The organism is Neolewinella lacunae, assembly GCF_014349155.1.
GTDB classification, from domain to species: domain Bacteria; phylum Bacteroidota; class Bacteroidia; order Chitinophagales; family Saprospiraceae; genus Neolewinella; species Neolewinella lacunae.
Genome location: NZ_JACSIT010000117.1, coordinates 1 through 18490, shown reverse-complemented (window position 1 = coordinate 18490; position 18490 = coordinate 1). Strand labels below are relative to the sequence as shown.

Annotated in this window: 13 protein-coding genes and 1 pseudogene; 11 read left to right on the top strand and 3 right to left on the bottom strand. The window is 56.0% G+C overall.

The features are described from left to right. Window positions 1–95: 95 nt before the first annotated feature. The 6 genes and pseudogenes from H9S92_RS12840 to H9S92_RS12815 all read left to right on the top strand — a co-directional run bounded on the left by H9S92_RS12840 (window position 96) and on the right by H9S92_RS12815 (window position 12228). Entirely contained in the window at window positions 96–2390 is a 2295-nt protein-coding gene (locus tag H9S92_RS12840; protein WP_222936090.1) for a hypothetical protein, read from the top strand. A gap of 396 nt (window positions 2391–2786) precedes the next feature. Beyond that, complete coding sequence (locus H9S92_RS12835; RefSeq protein ID WP_187467110.1) at window positions 2787–3125, top strand: hypothetical protein; 339 nt, start codon at window positions 2787–2789, stop codon at window positions 3123–3125. A gap of 135 nt (window positions 3126–3260) precedes the next feature. Beyond that, window positions 3261–7571 (top strand): CusA/CzcA family heavy metal efflux RND transporter, encoded by a 4311-nt coding sequence (locus tag H9S92_RS12830; protein ID WP_187467109.1) that lies wholly within the window; start codon window positions 3261–3263, stop codon window positions 7569–7571. A 52-nt stretch (window positions 7572–7623) separates the two neighbouring features. Then, entirely contained in the window at window positions 7624–8910 is a 1287-nt protein-coding gene (locus H9S92_RS12825; RefSeq protein WP_246463847.1) for an efflux RND transporter periplasmic adaptor subunit, read from the top strand. A gap of 6 nt (window positions 8911–8916) precedes the next feature. After that, window positions 8917–9713, top strand: a pseudogene (locus H9S92_RS22280) (cation transporter). A 19-nt stretch (window positions 9714–9732) separates the two neighbouring features. Further along, window positions 9733–12228 (top strand): heavy metal translocating P-type ATPase, encoded by a 2496-nt coding sequence (locus tag H9S92_RS12815; protein ID WP_187467108.1) that lies wholly within the window; start codon window positions 9733–9735, stop codon window positions 12226–12228. 399 nt (window positions 12229–12627) lie between these two features. On the opposite strand, the gene H9S92_RS12810 is transcribed toward H9S92_RS12815, so the two are convergent. Together H9S92_RS12810 and H9S92_RS12805 are read right to left on the bottom strand one after the other, a co-directional pair. Next, on the bottom strand, window positions 12628–12789 hold the full coding sequence (locus H9S92_RS12810) for a hypothetical protein (protein WP_187467107.1): 162 nt from the start codon (window positions 12787–12789) through the stop codon (window positions 12628–12630). A gap of 88 nt (window positions 12790–12877) precedes the next feature. After that, window positions 12878–13405 carry a hypothetical protein gene (locus tag H9S92_RS12805; protein ID WP_222936089.1) on the bottom strand — a complete coding sequence of 176 codons (528 nt, stop codon included), beginning with the start codon at window positions 13403–13405 and terminating at the stop codon, window positions 12878–12880. Between the two features lie 447 nt (window positions 13406–13852). Here H9S92_RS12805 and H9S92_RS12800 point away from each other — a divergent pair, with 447 nt between their 5' ends. The 5 genes from H9S92_RS12800 to H9S92_RS22840 all read left to right on the top strand — a co-directional run bounded on the left by H9S92_RS12800 (window position 13853) and on the right by H9S92_RS22840 (window position 17623). Continuing rightward, complete coding sequence (locus H9S92_RS12800) at window positions 13853–14368, top strand: IS110 family transposase (RefSeq protein WP_187467105.1); 516 nt, start codon at window positions 13853–13855, stop codon at window positions 14366–14368. A 126-nt stretch (window positions 14369–14494) separates the two neighbouring features. Beyond that, window positions 14495–15064 (top strand): hypothetical protein, encoded by a 570-nt coding sequence (locus H9S92_RS12795; protein ID WP_187467104.1) that lies wholly within the window; start codon window positions 14495–14497, stop codon window positions 15062–15064. Window positions 15065–15120: 56 nt separating this feature from the next. Then, on the top strand, window positions 15121–16272 hold the full coding sequence (locus H9S92_RS12790) for a transposase (protein ID WP_187467103.1): 1152 nt from the start codon (window positions 15121–15123) through the stop codon (window positions 16270–16272). 4 nt (window positions 16273–16276) lie between these two features. Beyond that, complete coding sequence (locus tag H9S92_RS12785) at window positions 16277–17089, top strand: hypothetical protein (RefSeq protein ID WP_187467102.1); 813 nt, start codon at window positions 16277–16279, stop codon at window positions 17087–17089. Window positions 17090–17290: 201 nt separating this feature from the next. Further along, complete coding sequence (locus H9S92_RS22840) at window positions 17291–17623, top strand: transposase (protein ID WP_187467101.1); 333 nt, start codon at window positions 17291–17293, stop codon at window positions 17621–17623. A 6-nt stretch (window positions 17624–17629) separates the two neighbouring features. Here the strand turns inward: H9S92_RS22840 and H9S92_RS12775 are convergent. After that, a partial coding sequence (locus H9S92_RS12775) for an L-arabinose isomerase family protein (protein ID WP_454557405.1) occupies window positions 17630–18490 on the bottom strand: 861 nt, incomplete at its 5' end.

The window sequence follows — 18490 nt, the reverse complement described above, 5'->3', positions numbered from 1 at the left end:
TGACGCTTGCGGATTCCCTTCCGCCGCCCCCCCGAAAAGCCAAAGCGGAAGAAACTTTCCGGCAATCTTCGCAGGAGGAAAGGGCGCGCACCGCCGTGATCCTCAAGCACACCATCCTGGGTACACCTCCGCCACCGGAGGAAGAGTTGGAACGCCAAAGAAGAGAAAAAAACCAGCAAGTTAACGAGCGGCTGGCCCGCCACCAGGCGATGATCAAAGATCGGTTAGAGCGGAGGCAGGAACGCCTCGATGCTTTAACGGAAGACGGTGCTGCCGATCCGTCACAGCTTACCTCCAAAGCCGCCCGCAAACGCGAGGCATCCTTATTGAAAGCCGAACGCGACCGAGCGAAAGCCCTGGCCAAACTGGAGGCAGATATGCTCAAGTCGGAACAAAAGCGGCTCAAGGCAGTTGCCAAACGCGAAGCCGAACGCGCAAAAAGAAAGGCAGAAAACGAAAAGCTGGTGGCCAAACGGGAAGCCAAGCGATTGAAAGACGAGCGGCAGCAGGAACAAGTCTTAGCCGCACGGGAAGCCAGGCGTTCGGAGGAGGAGCAGCGGCAGCAACAAGCCCTGGCTACACGGGTAGCCAAAACTCCCGAACGTGCCACCCCTAAGCCTCAACTGGTAGCCAAAGGCGTAACGGACCCGCCAAAGGCCAAAGCACCAAGGGATACGGCTCCCCCCAAGCCGAAAGCTGCGCACAAGGAAAATCCCGCAAAAACAGCGCGACTCGCCGCCCGGCAAGAAGCCAGGCAAACGCGGGAACTACGCAAAAGTGAGCAACTCGCCGCCCGGCAAGCCGCAGAACGCCTGGCAGCAGAAGCCGAAAACGCCCGGCGAATGGCGCAGCGGGAAGAGGAGCAACGCGCCAGCGAAGCAGCCAGGCGATTAGCGGAGGAAGAACAGGAACGGCAGCAACAGGCCGCAGCGGAGGCGCGGATTGCCCGACAGGAATACGAGCGTACACAAGAGCAGGAGCGGCAGCGTAGGGAAGCGCTTCGCGTGGCCGGGCTCGCCACACAGCGTGCTGAAGAGGCGCGCAATCCTCCTGCCATCGTTACGCAAGCCGCCGTACCCCCATCAGTCGCTCCCGCACCTGGTGCCCCCCGCCTCAGCGCAGCGGAAAGAGCGAGCATTGCGCGCAGCAACCGGGCCCGCCTGAAGCAGCAATTCGTGGAACAACAGCGGGCCAGGAAATTGGCGGCACAGCGCCAAAAGCAGGAACAAAAAGCCGCCCGGCTAGCCCTCCAGCAGGCACGCTGGGAACGCAGGGCCGCGCAGCGAAAAGCCGCAAAGGATGCTGCGGCCGACCGATTGGCCCAACGCACGAAGCGACAGGATGAGCTGCGTCAACGCCGCGAAGCCGACCAGGCGGAACGCGCGCTGCGTAAGGCGGAAGACAAGGCCGAAAAGAATCGTCGGGCCATGGGCCGCGACCAGCGCCGGGATGATCGCCGGACGGAGCGCAAGCAGCGCCGCGCCGAACAGCTCGCTGCGCTGGAAGCCCGCAAAGCCGCCAGTTGGGCCGAGAGGGCAGCACGAAAGTTGGCCCGCGATCAGCGCCGGGCCGAAAGACTGAAGTACCGCCTGGAACGCCGTGCCGAGCGACTGGCCAAGAAAGAACTTCGTCGGGCGGAGCGACTGGCGAGGAAAGAATTGCGTCGGGCTGCTCGAATGGCCCGCCGCGCCGCCCGACGCCTGCGGCGGCAGCAGAATCCGCCTTACTGGACGGCCGAGCCCGGTGTGGCCCTGAGCCTGGCCGCCCGCTCGGGTGGATCGCAGGGGGAGAAGTCGCTCGAAGCCATTACCGTCCAAGCGCTGGCGGGGCACCACCGCCCCAATGGCCTGAGCCTGCGCGCCGGCCTGGCGGCCACGGTGATCAATTCTAAGGTGTCGAGCGTGGAGACCAGCACTACGACTGTGTCCCGCACGGCAGTGGTCCGGATCATTCAAAACCCGGACGGTTCGCGTACCGAGGAAATGGGCACGGTTCAAGTTCCCCAAACCACCATCCGGGAAACCCGTTATTACAACCAGTTAAGCAGCATTGATTTTCCCGTGCTTTTGGGGTACCGCCTCAAGGGGAATCGCCTTGGACTGCTGCTCGAAGCGGGCCCTAGCCTGAATCTATCGAGTGGCGGCAATGCGCACCTGAAAGTCGGAGATACCTTCCGGGCCGTAGGCGGCGGGCACTTCCTCGGCCGGCGCCCGGGCATCGGTTTTGTGGGGATGCTGACGGGTGAATACCAATTGTCGGAGAAAAATGCCCTGATTGGCGGCCTGCGCATCCAACATTTTGGAGGAAGTTTTGTAAACCCGGAAGTTTCTGGTAACGCTACCCAGGTGACGACGATTGGTTTGCAGATAGGATACCGCCTGAGATTTTGAGGGCTTGAACAGCTTCTATTATTATGTTAAGTAGAGTGTTCCAGTTTTCTTCATCAGAACAGGGGGAGGGAAGGAGGAGCGCTTTTCGGAGCGTTAGGCCAACCCTCGGGTGGATGGGTCTGGTGGATGGGTCTGGTGGATGGGTCTGGTGGATGGGTCTGGTGGATGGGTCTGGTGGAGAGGAGAATACGCAACGTGAATGGGTTTAATTGGGTTAGAGCCGAAGGGCGTGGTGCGGCGGACTGGGAAAGGATTCGTTTGGGCGGACTGGTCCTGCGGCCAAGTATGCAAGCCGAAATTTGGGGGTAAATATTTGCCCATAATTTATATTATGTTAAGTAAAAAATTAAATATCCCTGTCAAAACATTCCCTCCCAACCCAGCGTTAACTTCCAAATGCGATTACTAACCCGAATCTTATCGCTTTACATCCTCCTTCTGGCCTTCGTTCCCTGCCAGGACAATTTCTTCTTGATTTCCAACGAGGCTCCCGCTGCCGTACACGCTGAAAACCCTGAGCACGAGCACCCTGATTCCGAGCACGAAGACCACTGCACCCCCTTCTGCATCTGCGCCTGCTGCGGTGCCGTCCTCGACGCTCCCCCAACCCTGCTGACGCTGGAGGAGGAACCAACTCCCCTGCCTCCTAAGGGCAGCACTCTGCCCCGGGCCGTTCAAAATTGGAACCCCGGCAGCTACGCCAACGGCAGCTGGCAACCCCCGCGATTCGCTTAAACCAATTCCAGGGATATCCATGTCCCACTCTAACCCATTGGTTTAATCCGTGGGCGGATCGCTCGTGCCTCGATTTACCAGCGTGATAGGTTGCAGTATGCACACCCCACGAACCGTCTCCGGCAATTACTTTTTATGTTTGATAAGATTATTGCTTATTCCGTAGCGAATAAGCTGGTGGTCGGACTGTTCGTCTTGGCCCTCATCATCTGGGGAGTTTTCTCCCTCCGCCAAATTCCCATCGATGCCGTACCCGACATCACTAACAATCAGGTACAAGTCATCACCTCCTCGCCCACCCTGGCCACCCAGGAGGTAGAACAATTCATTACTACGCCCATCGAGCTGGCCCTGCAGAACCTGCAGAACCTGGTCGAAATACGCTCCATCTCCCGGTTCGGTCTCTCGGTCGTAACGGTTGTTTTTGAGGAGAGTATGGACCTCTACCTCGCCCGCCAGCTGGTGAGTGAACACCTGCGAGAAGCCGAGGAAAACATCGCCGAGGGGCTGGGGAAACCTAGTATGTCCCCCATCTCTACCGGCCTTGGTGAGATTTACCAATACGTCGTCCGGCCCGTTGAAGGCTACGAAGATCAGTATTCTACTACCGATCTGCGGACGATACAGGACTGGATCGTTAGCCGCCAACTCTCTGGCATCGAAGGCGTCGTTGAAATTAACACCATGGGCGGCTTTCTCAAGCAGTACGAGGTAGCCGTAAACCCGGAACTGCTGAAGGCGATGAACGTCAGCATCAACGATGTATTCACCGCGCTCGAAAACAGCAACGAGAATACCGGTGGTGCTTACATCGAGAAAAACCCCAGCACCTACTACATCCGGACTAACGGCCTAGCGGGGAGTCTGGAAGATCTGCGAAAAATCGTCGTCGACGTCCGGGGTGGCAGGCCCATCCTCGTTCAGGATGTTGCCACCGTTCAGTTTGGTAAAGCGCCTCGTTACGGCGCGCTCGTCCGCAACGGTCAAGAAGCCGTCGGTGGTCGGGTAATGATGCTTAAAGGGGCTAACTCAGCCGCCGTCACCGAACGGGTAAAAGAGCGGGTGGAGCAAATTCAGAAGTCGTTACCCGAGGGCGTAATGATCGAACCGTACCTGGTCCGTGATAAATTGGTGTCTACCGCCATCGGGACGGTCCAGACCAACCTCATCGAAGGCGGACTCATCGTCATCTTCATCCTGGTGCTGCTGCTGGGCAACTGGCGGGCCAGCCTCATCGTCGCCTCCGTCATTCCCCTGGCGATGCTCTTCGCCATCTCGATGATGAACCTGCTGGGCATTTCCGCCAACCTCATGAGCCTGGGCGCCATCGACTTCGGCCTCATCGTAGACGGAGCCGTCATCATCGTCGAATCCATCGTTCACCGGCTCACCAAGGGTTACGGAGGGCAGCAGCTTACCCAGCAGCAAATGGACGCGGAAGTGACCACCTCCTCCATCAAAATCCGTAGCTCCGCCGCCTTCGGGGAGATTATTATCCTAATGGTCTACATCCCCATTCTCGCCCTCGTAGGTATTGAGGGAAAGATGTTCCGGCCCATGGCACAAACCGTCATGCTCGCCATCGCCGGTGCCCTGATTCTCTCGCTCACCTACGTACCGATGATGACGGCATTGTTCCTGAATAAAAAAGTCAGCATCAAGAAGACTATTGCAGATAGAATCATAGGCTTTTTCCAGCGTTTGTACAGCCCCATCCTGCACCTGGCCTTACGGTTTAAAGCCGCTTTCGTGCTGGCTACCATCGTCCTCTTTTCGGCTAGCCTTTGGGTATTCTCCACCATGGGGGGCGAGTTCATCCCCACCCTCGAAGAGGGAGATTTAGCAATGCAGCAGATCCTTCCGCCGGGAACGTCCCTCACCCAGAGTGTTGAAATGACAAAGCGGGTACACAAGAAGTTACTCGCCGACTTTCCCGAAATCGAAGAGGTCGTCACCAACATCGGTGCCGCCGAAATTCCCACCGACCCCATGCCGGTAGAGATCGGTGATTATACCATCGTGATGAAGCCTAAAGACGAATGGACCACCGCAGATAATCGCCAGGATTTCTTCGAAGAAATTGAAGAATCCATGGGGGTATTCCCCGGGGTTGGTCTCGAGTTCTCTCAGCCCATCCAACTACGCTTTAACGAACTCATGACTGGCGCTAAGGCCGACATCGCCATCAAACTCTATGGTGCTGACCTCGATGTAGCTTTCGAAAAAGCCAAGGAAGCAGAACGGATCATTGCCGGCATCCCCGGCGCGGGAACGGTCAACGTAGAGCAAACCGTCGGTATGCCCCAGATTCTGATCGATTTCAACTATCCCAAAATGGCCCAGTATGGCCTTCAGGTGAAAGACATCAACCGCGTCGTAGCGGCTGCCTTCGCCGGAGCCAGCGCAGGAACCATTTATGAAGGGGAGCGCCGTTACGATCTCACCGTACGCCTGCAGGAAAAGTACCGCGCGGGTATCGACAATGTAGCGGACCTCTACATCCCCCTCATGAACGGCACTCAGGTTCCCCTGCGCGAAGTCGCTACGGTAGATTTGGTGGATGCCCCCATGCAGATCAGCCGGGAAAACACCAACCGCCGCATCGTCATCGGCGTCAATGTTGGGGATACCGACGTGGAAACGCTGGTCAGCGACATTCAGGAAGCCCTGGATGCTAACGTGAAACTCCCTCCGGGCTATTACTTCACTTACGGTGGTCAGTTCGAGAACCTCCAGGCAGCTTCCGCCCGCTTGATGATCGCCGTACCCGCCGCTCTTGCGCTGATCTTCCTGCTCCTCATTTTCACCTTCGGCAGCTTCTCCCAGGCGGCACTTATCTTCATCGCCATTCCCCTTTCGGCAATTGGCGGCATCCTGGCTTTGGAGCTGCGCGGCATGCCCTTCAGCATCTCTGCCGGTATCGGGTTCATCGCCCTCTTCGGTGTGGCGGTGCTTAACGGAATCGTACTCATCGGTTACCTGAACCAACTCAAAGCAGAAGGTTGGGACGACGTCCGTGCCCGCATCCTGGAAGGCACCAAAGTGCGCTTGCGCCCCGTCATCATGACGGCCGCCGTGGCTTCCCTTGGTTTCCTGCCCATGGCGCTTTCCAGTTCCGGCGGCGCGGAAGTGCAGCGGCCACTGGCTACCGTTGTCATCGGTGGTTTGGTCACGGCCACCTTCCTCACGCTCATCGTGTTGCCCATCCTTTACAGCTGGTTAGAGAAATGGCAGGACCGCAAAACGCCACCTAGCATCGCCGCGCCTTTACTCCTTCTCCCCTTCTTCCTTTACTCATTTGGGGCGCGGGCGCAGGTGCAAAGTTTAGGTTTGGAAGAAGCAGTACAAGTCGCCGTAAGCAATAACCCCGCCGTCCTGGCGGCGGATCAGCGGACCGACCAAAGTCGTTCCCTCCAGAATTTGAAATATCAACCCGGACTCACCGACATCAGCTACCAGGGCGAAGGCCTCTTCCGGGAGAACGGTCAGCGGGTCAATATGCTCACCATCGTTCAGGAGTTTCCCAACCCTGCCACCATCCGTGCAGCAAACGCGGTACAGGATGTCGTCGTCGCTGGCAACCTGGTCCGAAGTCAGCTGACCCGCGCTGAGCTGACTTATCAGGTACGACAAACCTACGTCGACCTACAGCAGCGCGAAGCCCTGCTACGGCTCTACCAGCAGCTCACCAACACTTATTCCGAGTACCTGCGCATTGCTAACGTCCGCGTGGAGGCTGGGGCTGCCAACCGTCTTGAAGTGCTTAACCTGCAAGCCTCCCTGAGCGAGTATGAATCGCTGGCGGAACGCACGCGTATGGAGATAGCTTCCCTGCAACGGCAACTCGGCAGCCTCCTGGCTACTGACCAACCGGTTACCGCCGCCGATACCCTTTCGCTGGCCCCATCTCCCCTGCTACTCGATTCTACCCCTGCTGGCTTATTCGTCCAGCTTGCGGAATCCGACGTAGCTAATGCAAGGACAGGCATTGCGAGTTTGCAAGCACAACTAAAACCAGGCTTCCGTCTTGGGTATTCCGCTCAGCAGTTTTTTGAAGGGGGTTACCTGACCGGTCTCGAAGCGGGTGTAACGATTCCGCTGTTCAACAAGGCCACCAAACGCCGCGTCGAAACCCAGCGGCTGGGAGTCACCGTCGCCGAAACCCAGTTGGAAGCCGAACGACTACGCTTTGAACGGGAGCAGCTCGCTACCCGGTCCGAGATTACCCGTAACGCGGCGGCGGCAGACTATTACCAGCAGCAGTTGGCGGTCGTCAATCCGGAGATCATCCGCATCTCTCGCCTCAATTACCGCGCCGGCGAGATCTCCTACCTCGAATTGCTCACCGCCCTCCGGCTCCTGGGCACCAACGGCCGCGAATACCTCAACACCGTCCGTGACCACAACCTCGCTGTAGCTCGTCTCCAGTACCTCCTCAACCAATAAACTATCCCGCTACCCTCTCCTCATGGGAGGTCCGCGTAAAATATAAATCAAGATGAAAAATTTTCTTTTCACTACCCTCGCCCTGCTCCTCTTAACCTTCCTCAGTACCTGCGGCCGCGCCCAAGAACACCAGGAAGGCGACGGCTACGATCACGACGCACCCAAAAAAGAAATGGCGGCGGAAGAGCATACCGACGACCATGACCACGCGGAAGGCGACGGTCACGATCATGACGATGAAGAGGATGGCCACGCCCACGGCGAAGCTGGCGACGAAGGCATCCACCTCACCACCGAACAGATCGAAACCATGGACATCAAGTTCGGCGACTTCTCCCAAATGAAAGTCAACGGCTACCTCAGCGCCACCGGCACTCTCGGCCTTCCACCCAATGCCTACGCCGCCGTCAGTGCCCGCGCCGCCGGCTTTATCCGTAACGCCCGTAACTACGTCGAAGGTGACTATGTCAAACGCGGAGCCGTTATCGCTATTCTCGAAAACCCGGAGTTCATCGAGCACCAGCGGCAGTACCTCGAAGCTACCGCCGAACTCATATTCCTACAACAAGAACTTGACCGCCAGGAAACGCTCGCCAGTGCCGACGCCGGCATTCTCCGGGAAGTCCAGCGGCTACGTAGCCAGGTTGCCGCCAAAACCGCCAACGTTAAGGGGCTACAACAACGCCTTCGGTACCTCGGCATTAAAACCGATGAGCTCACACCCGATAACATCACCCAGCGGATCACGCTCTTTGCTCCCCGCTCCGGCTACATCACCTCGATAAGCCTCCACGACGGTATGTACGTGGAGCCCAGCACCCAGCTCATGGAGGTCATCGACGAACAGCACCTTCACCTTGAGCTGGACGTTTTTGAGCGTGACATTGCTAAACTAGAAAAAGGCCAACGCGTCACTTACCAGATTCCAGCCCTGGGTAGCCAGCGGTATGAAGCCGAGGTTCACGTCATCGGCAAGGAATTCAACGCGGAGAACAAAACCGTTCGCGTTCACGCTCACCTTAAGGGCAATCAACCAAAGTTCATCCGTGACCTCTTCGCCGAGGCCCGTATCTGGCTGACCGACCAAACCGTCCAGGCACTCCCCGAAGCGGCCGTCTTGCGAGAAGGAGAAAGCTCCTACGTATTCATCGCTCCCACCCAGCGCTCCGGCGATGAAGTGGAGTTTGAAAAGCTACTGGTTAAACCCGGCGCTACCGACGACGGGTACACCGCCGTCGAATTACTCAATCCCCTACCCAAAGGAATGCAAATCGTCACGGAAGGCGCTTACTACGTCTACGCCCAAAGTCAGGCGGGAGAACTCGAACACGAACACTAGGCCTCCATGAATAAATCCACTTTCAAAGTTACCGTCATGGATTGCTCCGCCGAGGAGCAAATGGTACGCATGAAATTAGAGCCGCTCTCCCAGGTAGAGCGGCTCGATTTCGACCTGCCCGCGCGTAAGCTCGTGGTATATCACCACAACGAAGCTGCACCAATCGCAAAGTCACTCGGCGAACTGGGGCTGGGGAAAGTTTCCTTAGTACGGAAGCCGCCGACCTACCCCTCCACAATAATGAAGATGACGCCCAGCAAAAACGCATCCTCTGGTGGGTGCTCGGCATCAACGCCGCCTTCTTCGTCGTGGAGATGGCTTTCGGACTGATCTCCGGGTACATGGGCCTCGTCGCCGACTCCCTCGATATGCTCGCCGATGCGCTCGTATACGCGCTCAGCCTCCTGGTCGTAGGTGCCGCCGTTGCCCGCAAAAAGCAGATCGCTGGCTACAGCGGCTACCTCCAACTGGGGCTGGCCATTATGGGCTTTGCCCAAGTCATCCGCCGCTTTTTGGGCTACGGTGAGGTGCCTGACTTCAAGGTAATGATTGTAGTGGCGGCTTTGGCGCTGATCGGTAACGCCGTCTGCCTCTGGCTCATCCAGCAAACCAACCGTGGTGAAGCCCATATGGAAGCCAGTTACATCTTCACCTCCAACGACATCATCATCAATTTCGGAGTAATCATCTCCGGGGTGCTCGTCTACCTCACTGCTACCCGTTGGCCCGACCTTGTTGTCGGAAGCATCGTCTTCGCCATCGTGCTGCGGGGTGCTTTCCGCATCCTCAAACTATCTAAATAATCCATATCACCACCTAATTATGAGAAAGCTAGAACTGGACCTCCCCGTCCTCCTCCCCGAAGTGCCCGGCGAACGCGATCTGTGTGTCACCCGCCTGCTGTCCGCCCTTAACGCCGAAGGCGGCATCGAAAAAGCCCATCTGAAGGACGGTACACCACCGCAGGTGTGTATCCACTACGATCCCGACCAGGTCGCATTGGAAAAAGTGAAGGCCATCGCTCGCCGCGCCGGAGCAGAGATCACCGAACGGTATCGACATCTTCTACTGGACGTCACCGGCATTCGCCACCAGCGGCACGCCCGCCAGGTAGGCGCACAGATTGGGAAAGCCAGCGGAATTACCGAAGCTGTTGTCTCCGGAACTGGCGTAGCCCGCGTCGAATACGATACTAATCTGACCGACGAGAGCGCCGTACTAGCCGCCGTCCGCAAGACGGACATTCAAATTATGGGAGATGCCACCGCAACTCCACATGCTGACCACGACGACCACTCCGGTCATGATCACGGCCCCGGCGAACACGATCACAAAACGCACGGTGGTGGCCACGGCCATAACCACGATCACAGCGGCATCTTTGGCGAGAATACCGAACTCTACTTCGCTATCGGTAGTGGTGTATTTTGGCTCGTCGGGCTTATCCTCAGTTTTATAGGTGGCGTGCCCGAACTCGTCTCTACGCTCCTGTACGGCATAGCTATTCTCCTGGGTGGGTATTTCATCCTTATCGAGGCTTTTCAGACCATCCGTCAGGGTAAGTTCGAGATCGACTTTCTGATGTTAGTCGCCGCCGCCGGTGCCTGCGCCCTCGGGGAATTTCAGGAGGCAGCCCTTTTACTTTTCCTCTTCAGCATTGGCCACGCCCTAGAGAACTACGCCATGGGCCGCGCCCGTAAATCTATTGCAGCCCTATCGGACCTGGCTCCCCCCACCGCCCTGGTCAAACGCAATGGCTCCACCTCTGAGGTAGGCGTAGCCGAGCTGGTGGTCGGTGACATCATCGTCGTCCGCCCAAATTCTAAGATCGCCGCCGACGGCGTTATCATCAGTGGCACTTCAGCCGTCGACCAAGCCCCCATCACCGGGGAAAGTGTCCCAGTGGATAAGCTGCCCGTCTCCAACACTGAAGCTGAGGTCGACCTCGATACCCTACCTGCGGAACACCGCGCCTTTGCCGGTACCATCAACGGCAGTTCCCCGCTCGAAATTCGCGTGCTTAAGCTCGCGGGCGACAGCACCCTTTCCCGCCTCGTCACCCTGGTGAAGGAAGCGGAAACCCAGCAGTCCCCTACCCAGCAGCTGACCGACAAGTTTGAGCGCTACTTCGTGCCCGCCGTCATCGGCCTGGTCTTCTTACTGCTCTTCGCCTTCCTCGTCATCGACGAGCCGTTCTCCAAAAGCTTCTACCGTGCCATGGCCGTCCTGGTCGCCGCCTCTCCCTGCGCCCTCGCCATCTCTACCCCTTCTGCCGTCTTGGCCGGAGTGGCCCGCGCCGCCCGCCAGGGTGTACTGATTAAGGGCGGTCGTCCGCTGGAAGATCTCGGCGGCATCACCGCCCTGGCTTTCGATAAGACCGGCACCCTCACCGAAGGCAAACCCCGCCTGACCGAAGTAATTGCCTCCGGAGAAGCCACCGAGTCCGAACTGCTGACCGTAGCCATTGCCGTTGAGGAACTGAGCGATCACCCACTGGCCGCCGCCATCGTTACTGGTAGCAAAGAACGCTTAGGTTCCAGTGCCTCTATCCCCGCCGCCGAGAACCTGGAAGCCCTGACCGCCCGCGGCGTCAAAGCCACCGTAGCTGGCAAAACCGTACACATCGGTAACCGTCGCCTGTTCCGCGAACTTACCGGTCAGGAAATCCCCACCGATATCGACCAGCAAATGGCCAAGCTGGAAGACACCGGCAACACCGCCATGATTGTCCACCAGGACAACCGCTACCTCGGCATCATCGCCGTTATGGACGTAGCCCGCCCCGAAGCAAAAGCAACCCTAGCCGCGCTCAAAGAAATTGGCATCAAAAAGATGGTCATGCTCACCGGCGATCATCAGAAAGTCGCCGACGCCGTTGCCGCTGATATCGGCATCACCGATCCGCTGGGCAGCCTTCTGCCGGAAGACAAAGTTGCCGCCATCGAACAGTTACGCGCTGAAGAAGGCATGGTCGCCATGATCGGAGACGGGGTGAACGATGCGCCCGCCATGGCCAAGTCCACCGTAGGCATCGCGATGGGTGCCGCCGGCTCCGAGGTCGCCCTCGAAACCGCTGACGTGGCCCTCATGGCCGACCGGCTTGATAATCTCCCTTTCGCCATCGGTCTTAGCCGTAAGGCTAAAGCCGTCATCTGGCAAAACCTCGTATTGAGCCTTGGTATGGTCGTTATTCTTATCCCGCTTACCCTGCTGGGGATTGCGGAGATCGGGCCGGCAGTGATAGCGCATGAGGGGTCTACGCTGGTGGTCGTGGGGAATGCATTGCGTTTGCTGAGGTACAAAGGACCGAGCAAATAGAAAGGCCACACTTGGCAGGCTGTCGGGATAACTCCATCTAATAACGCGAATCAAGAGCTAAATGGTAGCTAGCTTACGTTGACAGATGACGGCGGCGATTTTACCGTAGATGTGAACGAGTAGTCCTCGATAGGACCTTACCCTAGAAGCCCGTTCAATATCTGCAGCTTCGACGAGCCATGCAAAGATGGTTTCAATAGGTTGCCTAAACTTAGCAACAAGCGTGTTGGCTAATTTGTAGGCTTAGCTGTACGTTGTTGAAATTCCTGCGTTGAGCTTCTTCCAAAACGTGGTGGCGTTATTAATTCGCTCTTGTTCTGCTTCATCACTTCCTCTAATTGGCCTGTCTACGTAGGCTTTATCGGCAATTACGGTTGTGTTTATGAACTCTGCTAACTCCTATTCTTGAGCGGTTTTATCGTAAATAGATGCAGGAGCGACGATCAAATAGGCAGGCACAGGAATCGTACCCGCTTGCTCAAAAGCCCCCATCTGAACTTTTCTCCGTGAAACCACATGGCCTTTGTTGCACATCTCCCTTTGTTGATAATCACTGCGCATTTACTAGGATGGCGTTTCCCCGAGGCGGTAACGACGGGAAAAGAGTCGGTTAGAGTTGCTCATAAAATCGTGGCAAGCTTTTGGACCGTTACGTTTTCCCAACCCGTTGCAAATAGATAGCATGTAAGTACCTCACAATCAGTGAATTTTGGCTGCACTCCATTTTTTGTGTGTCGAAAGTAGTGTTGAATGAGATGATTGTCATAAACTTCGCAAACGCGGAAGTAGAGTTCGATGAGTTGATTGACCTAAACCCATAGTCATAGTGCATCAGCCCACCCCATTCGCCTTCCGTATCCTTCTCCTTACCGTTGAAGCCATAGCGGTAGCCCTCCGTTGAGGACGCCGTAAAGATACGGCCTGGCATCTCCATGCCAAAGGGATAGTACTCCTGGGCGGAGTGCAGCGCGGCCGTGTAGTAGTCCGCCGTCCCGTCGCTGTTGCTGTCTACCCCTGCCTTGCGATCCCCGATTACCGCCAGCACGTTGCCCAGGTGGTTGCTCAGCTCGTAGCTCTTGCCGGTGCTGATCGTCTGGCTTTCTGCCCATACCGGTGCGGTCAGCCCCGTCAGGTCCACTTCGGGGTGCAGTACGCCCAGGCGGCTAGATCCGTACAAGGTCTGCTCCCGCCAATACAAAGCATTGCCTACTAACGTGTTAGAAGGCCGCTCTTGCCCAACAGTCTTTACCAGCCTGCCATCTAGCGACATTCCTTCAAATTGCCTACGCTGCTGCCAAGCGGCGGTCACGCATTCGCTCATTCACTCCTTTATGTTTGCATCGTGGTTTTACAGCTACTTATTAATTTTTCGCCTATGTATAAGTGAAAGTACTCTCGCCGCTCAAAAAAGCGGCGGCGAGAGTACTTTCACTGTTCATTCGTTCACCGCGAAAGGCGGACGACAGGGGTAAAGCGCCATTCACTCTGGGTTAACAACCCGCGAATGATTCCAACCTCTGTCGTCTTTATGGCTGCCAAACTCGTATAGCAATCTGGGCTTACAACCCGCTAACCGAGGAGATGAGTAGCGGCCATTTGCCTTCGCATAAATGCACTGCAAGATATGCATTTCAATTATTTCCTGGGCTTCGATGTAAGCCGTAACACGCTTGACTATGCTTTGATTGGTCCTGACGGAGGGCTGATTGAAAGAGGCAAAGTCGACAACAAAGTTGCCAACATTCGTCAACTTCTCAGCTCGCTGGTTAGCCAGCTGAATGGTCCTTCCTCCTCTTTGCTGATCTGCGCTGAAGAGGGCGGGCTTTACACCAATTTCCTCAAACTGGTAGCTGCTCAAGAAGAGTATTCGCTTTGGATGGCTGACGCTTTGGAGCTCAAACTCCGTAGTGGAAGAAGGAAGGAGAAGAGTGATCCTGCGGATGCTTGGATGATCCCTAACTTTGCTTTGCGCTACGCCGACCAAGCCAAAATCTACCAACTTCCCGAGGCTGCAATTCGTCAAATCAAGCTCGCCAGTCGTCAGCGCCAGGCTTTGGATCCAAGACATTGTAGGCTGGAAAAACAGGCTCGGAGAACTCCAGATCTTTGGTTTAGACCTAGGCTGTTCCCTTTGTTGTAGCAAGCCCGTAACAGAAAGTAGTCAATAGAAAGTGTGCTCTACATCCATTAGCTTTGAGTTACGACACAACAAGCAAGGATGAGAGCACGCCTCAAAGCTAAGGTACAGCGCTGGAAAAACACTGCTATGGCCGCCACCAAATCTCGGCGGCTCCTTCAAGCACAGCTGAGACGTAGTCAACAGCGGGTAATCAGTTTGGAAAATAAAGTTGCTGGCCTCCAAGCCTTGGCTGCTCCTATTCCCGTTACCGGACACACCTATCCAGCCCAGCTCATTGCTCTAGGCATCTTTATTGTCGTGCATGCCAACGGTTCGCTGCGTTGTGCGGCCAAAACGGTTGGTTTTGTAGCCCAACTGCTGGGCTGGAGTTTTGGTACACCAAGTCACACCAGCGTTCGTCGTTGGGTGATGCGCTGCGGACACTTTCAGCTTCAGCAGGTGGCTCAACTTAGTGGTAACTATATTGCCTTACTCGATGAAAGTATCCAGATCGGGCGTGAGAAATTACTGCTCTTGCTAGGGATAAAAATCGAAGCCGACCGCAGCCACTGCCAGCCCTTGCGCGCCGACGACGTCACCGTTCTAGGACTGGAAGTGCAGTCGTCCTGGACAGGAAAAGACATTGCCGACTTTCTCACCCGTAACCTCGACCGATTGCCCGACGTCAATATCATTCACCACACCGCTATACATTGAGCTAAAAGCAGCAGCCTGAGACGGTTATCTTTGGGGTCGACCAAGACTTACAAAGAATGATGCTCAAGCCGCTACTCGACAAAATTACACCTTATCTGCCGAACCAAGACTCTTCCACGGTAACAAATTTGCTGATCTTGGTAATGGCGATGCTGGACAAGCGCACCGTCTGCGTCAACAAACTGAAAAGCGCAGTCGGTGGCATTATTGACAAGCCCGAGACAAAAGTGCAATCACACTACATTCGCTTGATCCGCTTTTTCCGGGCTCACAGCTCTGGTGACCTTTGGATCCACATCGTGCGCTGCGGTTTACTACTACTCAAGTTTGATTCTCGCTACCTCGCTTTAGACGGTAGCAGTTGGCAATCCGGTGGGGTTTGGCACCACTATATTACCCTTTGCGTAGTCTACCGTGGAGTTGCCATACCCATATTTTGGACTGATCTGGCAAAGCAAGGCAGTAGTTCTATTGCCGAGCGGATCAGTTTGTTTGACCGGGCATTGAAGTATTTTGTTTTGCAGGGAAAAGTCCTCTTAGCTGACCGCGAGTATATCGGGGTTGATTGGTTTAAATATCTGATTAACAAGCAAATAGATTTCGTTATTCGGTCACGGGACTACTCTTACTTCGCCTTGATTGACGAGTTTTCATCCGGCAGAACGGTGGAGGAAATGATTGCCAAAGCAATGCGCAGTAGTAAACCAAACAAGGCGATATCGAAAGCTTTCCGACTTTCTGATGATGGGCCGACGCTGTGGATCGTAGTGGCCAAGAACCCGCATCCGCAAGGCAAGGAGGACTTCATGATATTGATAACCTCATTAGACCAGAGTGCCTACGCAACCGTTACCGACTACCTGAAACGCTGGAAGATCGAGCACTGCTTCAGACAACTCAAGTCGAATGGCTTCGACTTGGAAAAGATGAACCTTGGCAATGTGAAGCGTCGGCGTTTGCTCATGGCCGTTGTCGTATTAGCATATACCATCGCCTTGGTTGAAGGACTGAAAGACTACAAGGATGCCGTCCCGTTCAAATCTCATGGCCGCCAAGGTCGGGTTTACAAAGCGATCTCATTGTTCCGACATGGCATCGATCGTATTCTTCAAAGTGCCGTCAGACTACCGCAGTTCGTCGCCTACTTTGTGGGAGAAATCCGAAGAGCGACAAGGGGTTACAGATCATCTCAACTTCTAAATGTATAGCGGTGTGATCATTCACTTCATCACCGACGGTGGGACCAATTTGGCCAAAGCCTTGTCCACCAAGGGGTTTGATGTTGTCTCTGATTGTACACACATCCTAATGAACGCCGTCAAAAAACTGCTCGGTACCGATGCTAGCTTAAGTCAACTACACGCCGATGTGGGGCAATTACGCCGCCGGCTCATCCTAACTGAATTTGGCTACCTACTACCTCCGAGCCTACGCGATAAAGACCGCTTCATCCGCATTTTTACGCTCGGAAAGTGGATTAATCGCATTGATCGATGGTGGCCAAAACTTTCCCAAACCGCTCGGGAGCATCTCCATTTTTTGGAACAGGCGCGACCCCGGATACAGTGCATGAATGAGTTAAGAACAGTGGTCGAAAAGGCGGCCACCTTGCTCAAAGGTAGTGGTCTAAGTACCGCCACCCGTCGCCGCTGGGATGAATACGTAAAAGAATGCCGCCAAAAAACCGACCGTGCCCCCGAGGTGGATACCCTACTCAATACCATTACCGATTACTTTGAAAATCACGCCGAGCTCATCGACCGCCACGGGCGACTACTATGCTGTACAGACATAATCGAAAGCACCTTCGGACGGTACAAAAATAAAGGGGGGACACCGACCATCAGTGCCGACGTACTGGCTATCCCTCTGTACTCGGTGACCATCACTCCACAGTTCGTTCAAAACGCATTGGTAAGTACACCGTACAAAGTCGTTCACCGCTGGGAGCAACAACGGACGTGCGAAAACCGCTACGCTCAGCTCAGGCGCATGGAACAGGAGCTAGAATCAGATGCGGCTTGATGGCAACAGGGGGAACAGCCTAGGTTTAGACCCCCTCCCAGAGATCGAAAAGATACTCAAAAGGTTCCTAAAACAGGGCGAGCAAGCCCTTCAGAAGATGGATCAAGAGATACTGCGCATGATTAAGGCCGACAAAGCAACCAAGCGGAAGTACGATATCGTTTTGTCAGTGCCAGGCTTCGGGAAGAAAAACACCCTCAGGTGTTCACCAAAATAGATAACGGCAGGGCATGTGCTAGTTACGCTGGTCTGTGCCCCTATCTATTCAACAGTGGAACTAGCGTTAAGCAAAGACCCCGAACATCAAAAGCATGCAACAAACGGCTCAAGACTGCGCTTCACCAAGGAGCTAACAATCTACTCAAGTCAGACAACCTCTTTGGTGATCTCTATCGACGATTGCGCCAGAAGGGGAAGACTCGTCTACAAGCCGTCAACGCCGTCAGGAACAAGATGGTCAGGGTCCTATTTGCCTGCCTAGAAAGTGATGTTATATATGAAAAAAATTATCATCAACGCTTGCGTGTTCAATAGCAATCATTAGCTCTTTCCCAACGCCAACCGCCGAAACTCCGCCAACCGCGTATCCCGGTCAATGAGCAGGCACTCGACCCCCGCCATAGCGGCGTAATCCTGCAGCTGTTCGGCGCTCAGGTTCTGGCTGTAGCAGGTGTGGTGGGCCCCGCCGGCGTAGATCCAGGCGGCAACGCCCGTTTCCATGTCGGGGTGGGTTTCCCAGAGGACGCGGGCGACGGGCAGCTTGGGCAAATCGGCCGCCGGCGGGTGGGCGGTGACGGTGTTGAGGACCAGTCGGAAGCGGTCGCCCATATCCACGACGGACGCATTGAGGGCAGGACCTGCGCCGCCGGTGAAGACCAATCGGCAGGGATCGGCCTTGCCACCGATGCCCAGGGGGTGGCACTCCAGGCGGGGCTTATCCGCAGCAATGCTCGGGCAGATCTCCAGCATATGGGACCCCAGCACCCGCTGGTTGCCGGGCTCGAAGTGGTAGGTATAGTCTTCCATAAAACTGTTGCCACCGGCGAGGCCTTCGCCCATCACCTTCATGGTGCGGACGAGCGCGGCCGTTTTCCAGTCGCCCTCCCCGCCGAAGCCGTAGCCCTGGGCCATCAGGCGTTGTACGGCCAGGCCGGGGAGTTGCGGCAAGCCGTGCAGGTCTTCGAAGGTATCGGTGAAGGCCGTGTAGCCGCCTTCGCGGAGGAAATCGCCGATGCCCAGTTCGTTGCGGGCGCTGACGAGCAGGTTGCCCCGGCGGTCTCCCCCCGGCTGCACGTTGGCGGCCAGGGTATACGTTTCTGCGTATTCTTCCAGAAGGGTTTTGACGCGGCTTTCGGAGACGGCGTTGATGCGTTCCACCAGGTCCCCTACCCCGTAGCCATC

What these genes read in the sequence shown, in the direction of transcription:
- H9S92_RS12835 (WP_187467110.1), top strand. Translation starts at nt 2,787, where the DNA reads ATGCGATTACTAACCCGAATCTTATCGCTTTACATCCTCCTTCTGGCC.
- H9S92_RS12830 (WP_187467109.1), top strand. Translation starts at nt 3,261, where the DNA reads ATGTTTGATAAGATTATTGCTTATTCCGTAGCGAATAAGCTGGTGGTC.
- H9S92_RS12825 (WP_246463847.1), top strand. Translation starts at nt 7,624, where the DNA reads ATGAAAAATTTTCTTTTCACTACCCTCGCCCTGCTCCTCTTAACCTTC.
- H9S92_RS12815 (WP_187467108.1), top strand. Translation starts at nt 9,733, where the DNA reads ATGAGAAAGCTAGAACTGGACCTCCCCGTCCTCCTCCCCGAAGTGCCC.
- H9S92_RS12810 (WP_187467107.1), bottom strand. Translation starts at nt 12,789, where the DNA reads ATGCGCAGTGATTATCAACAAAGGGAGATGTGCAACAAAGGCCATGTG.
- H9S92_RS12800 (WP_187467105.1), top strand. Translation starts at nt 13,853, where the DNA reads ATGCATTTCAATTATTTCCTGGGCTTCGATGTAAGCCGTAACACGCTT.
- H9S92_RS12795 (WP_187467104.1), top strand. Translation starts at nt 14,495, where the DNA reads ATGGCCGCCACCAAATCTCGGCGGCTCCTTCAAGCACAGCTGAGACGT.
- H9S92_RS12790 (WP_187467103.1), top strand. Translation starts at nt 15,121, where the DNA reads ATGATGCTCAAGCCGCTACTCGACAAAATTACACCTTATCTGCCGAAC.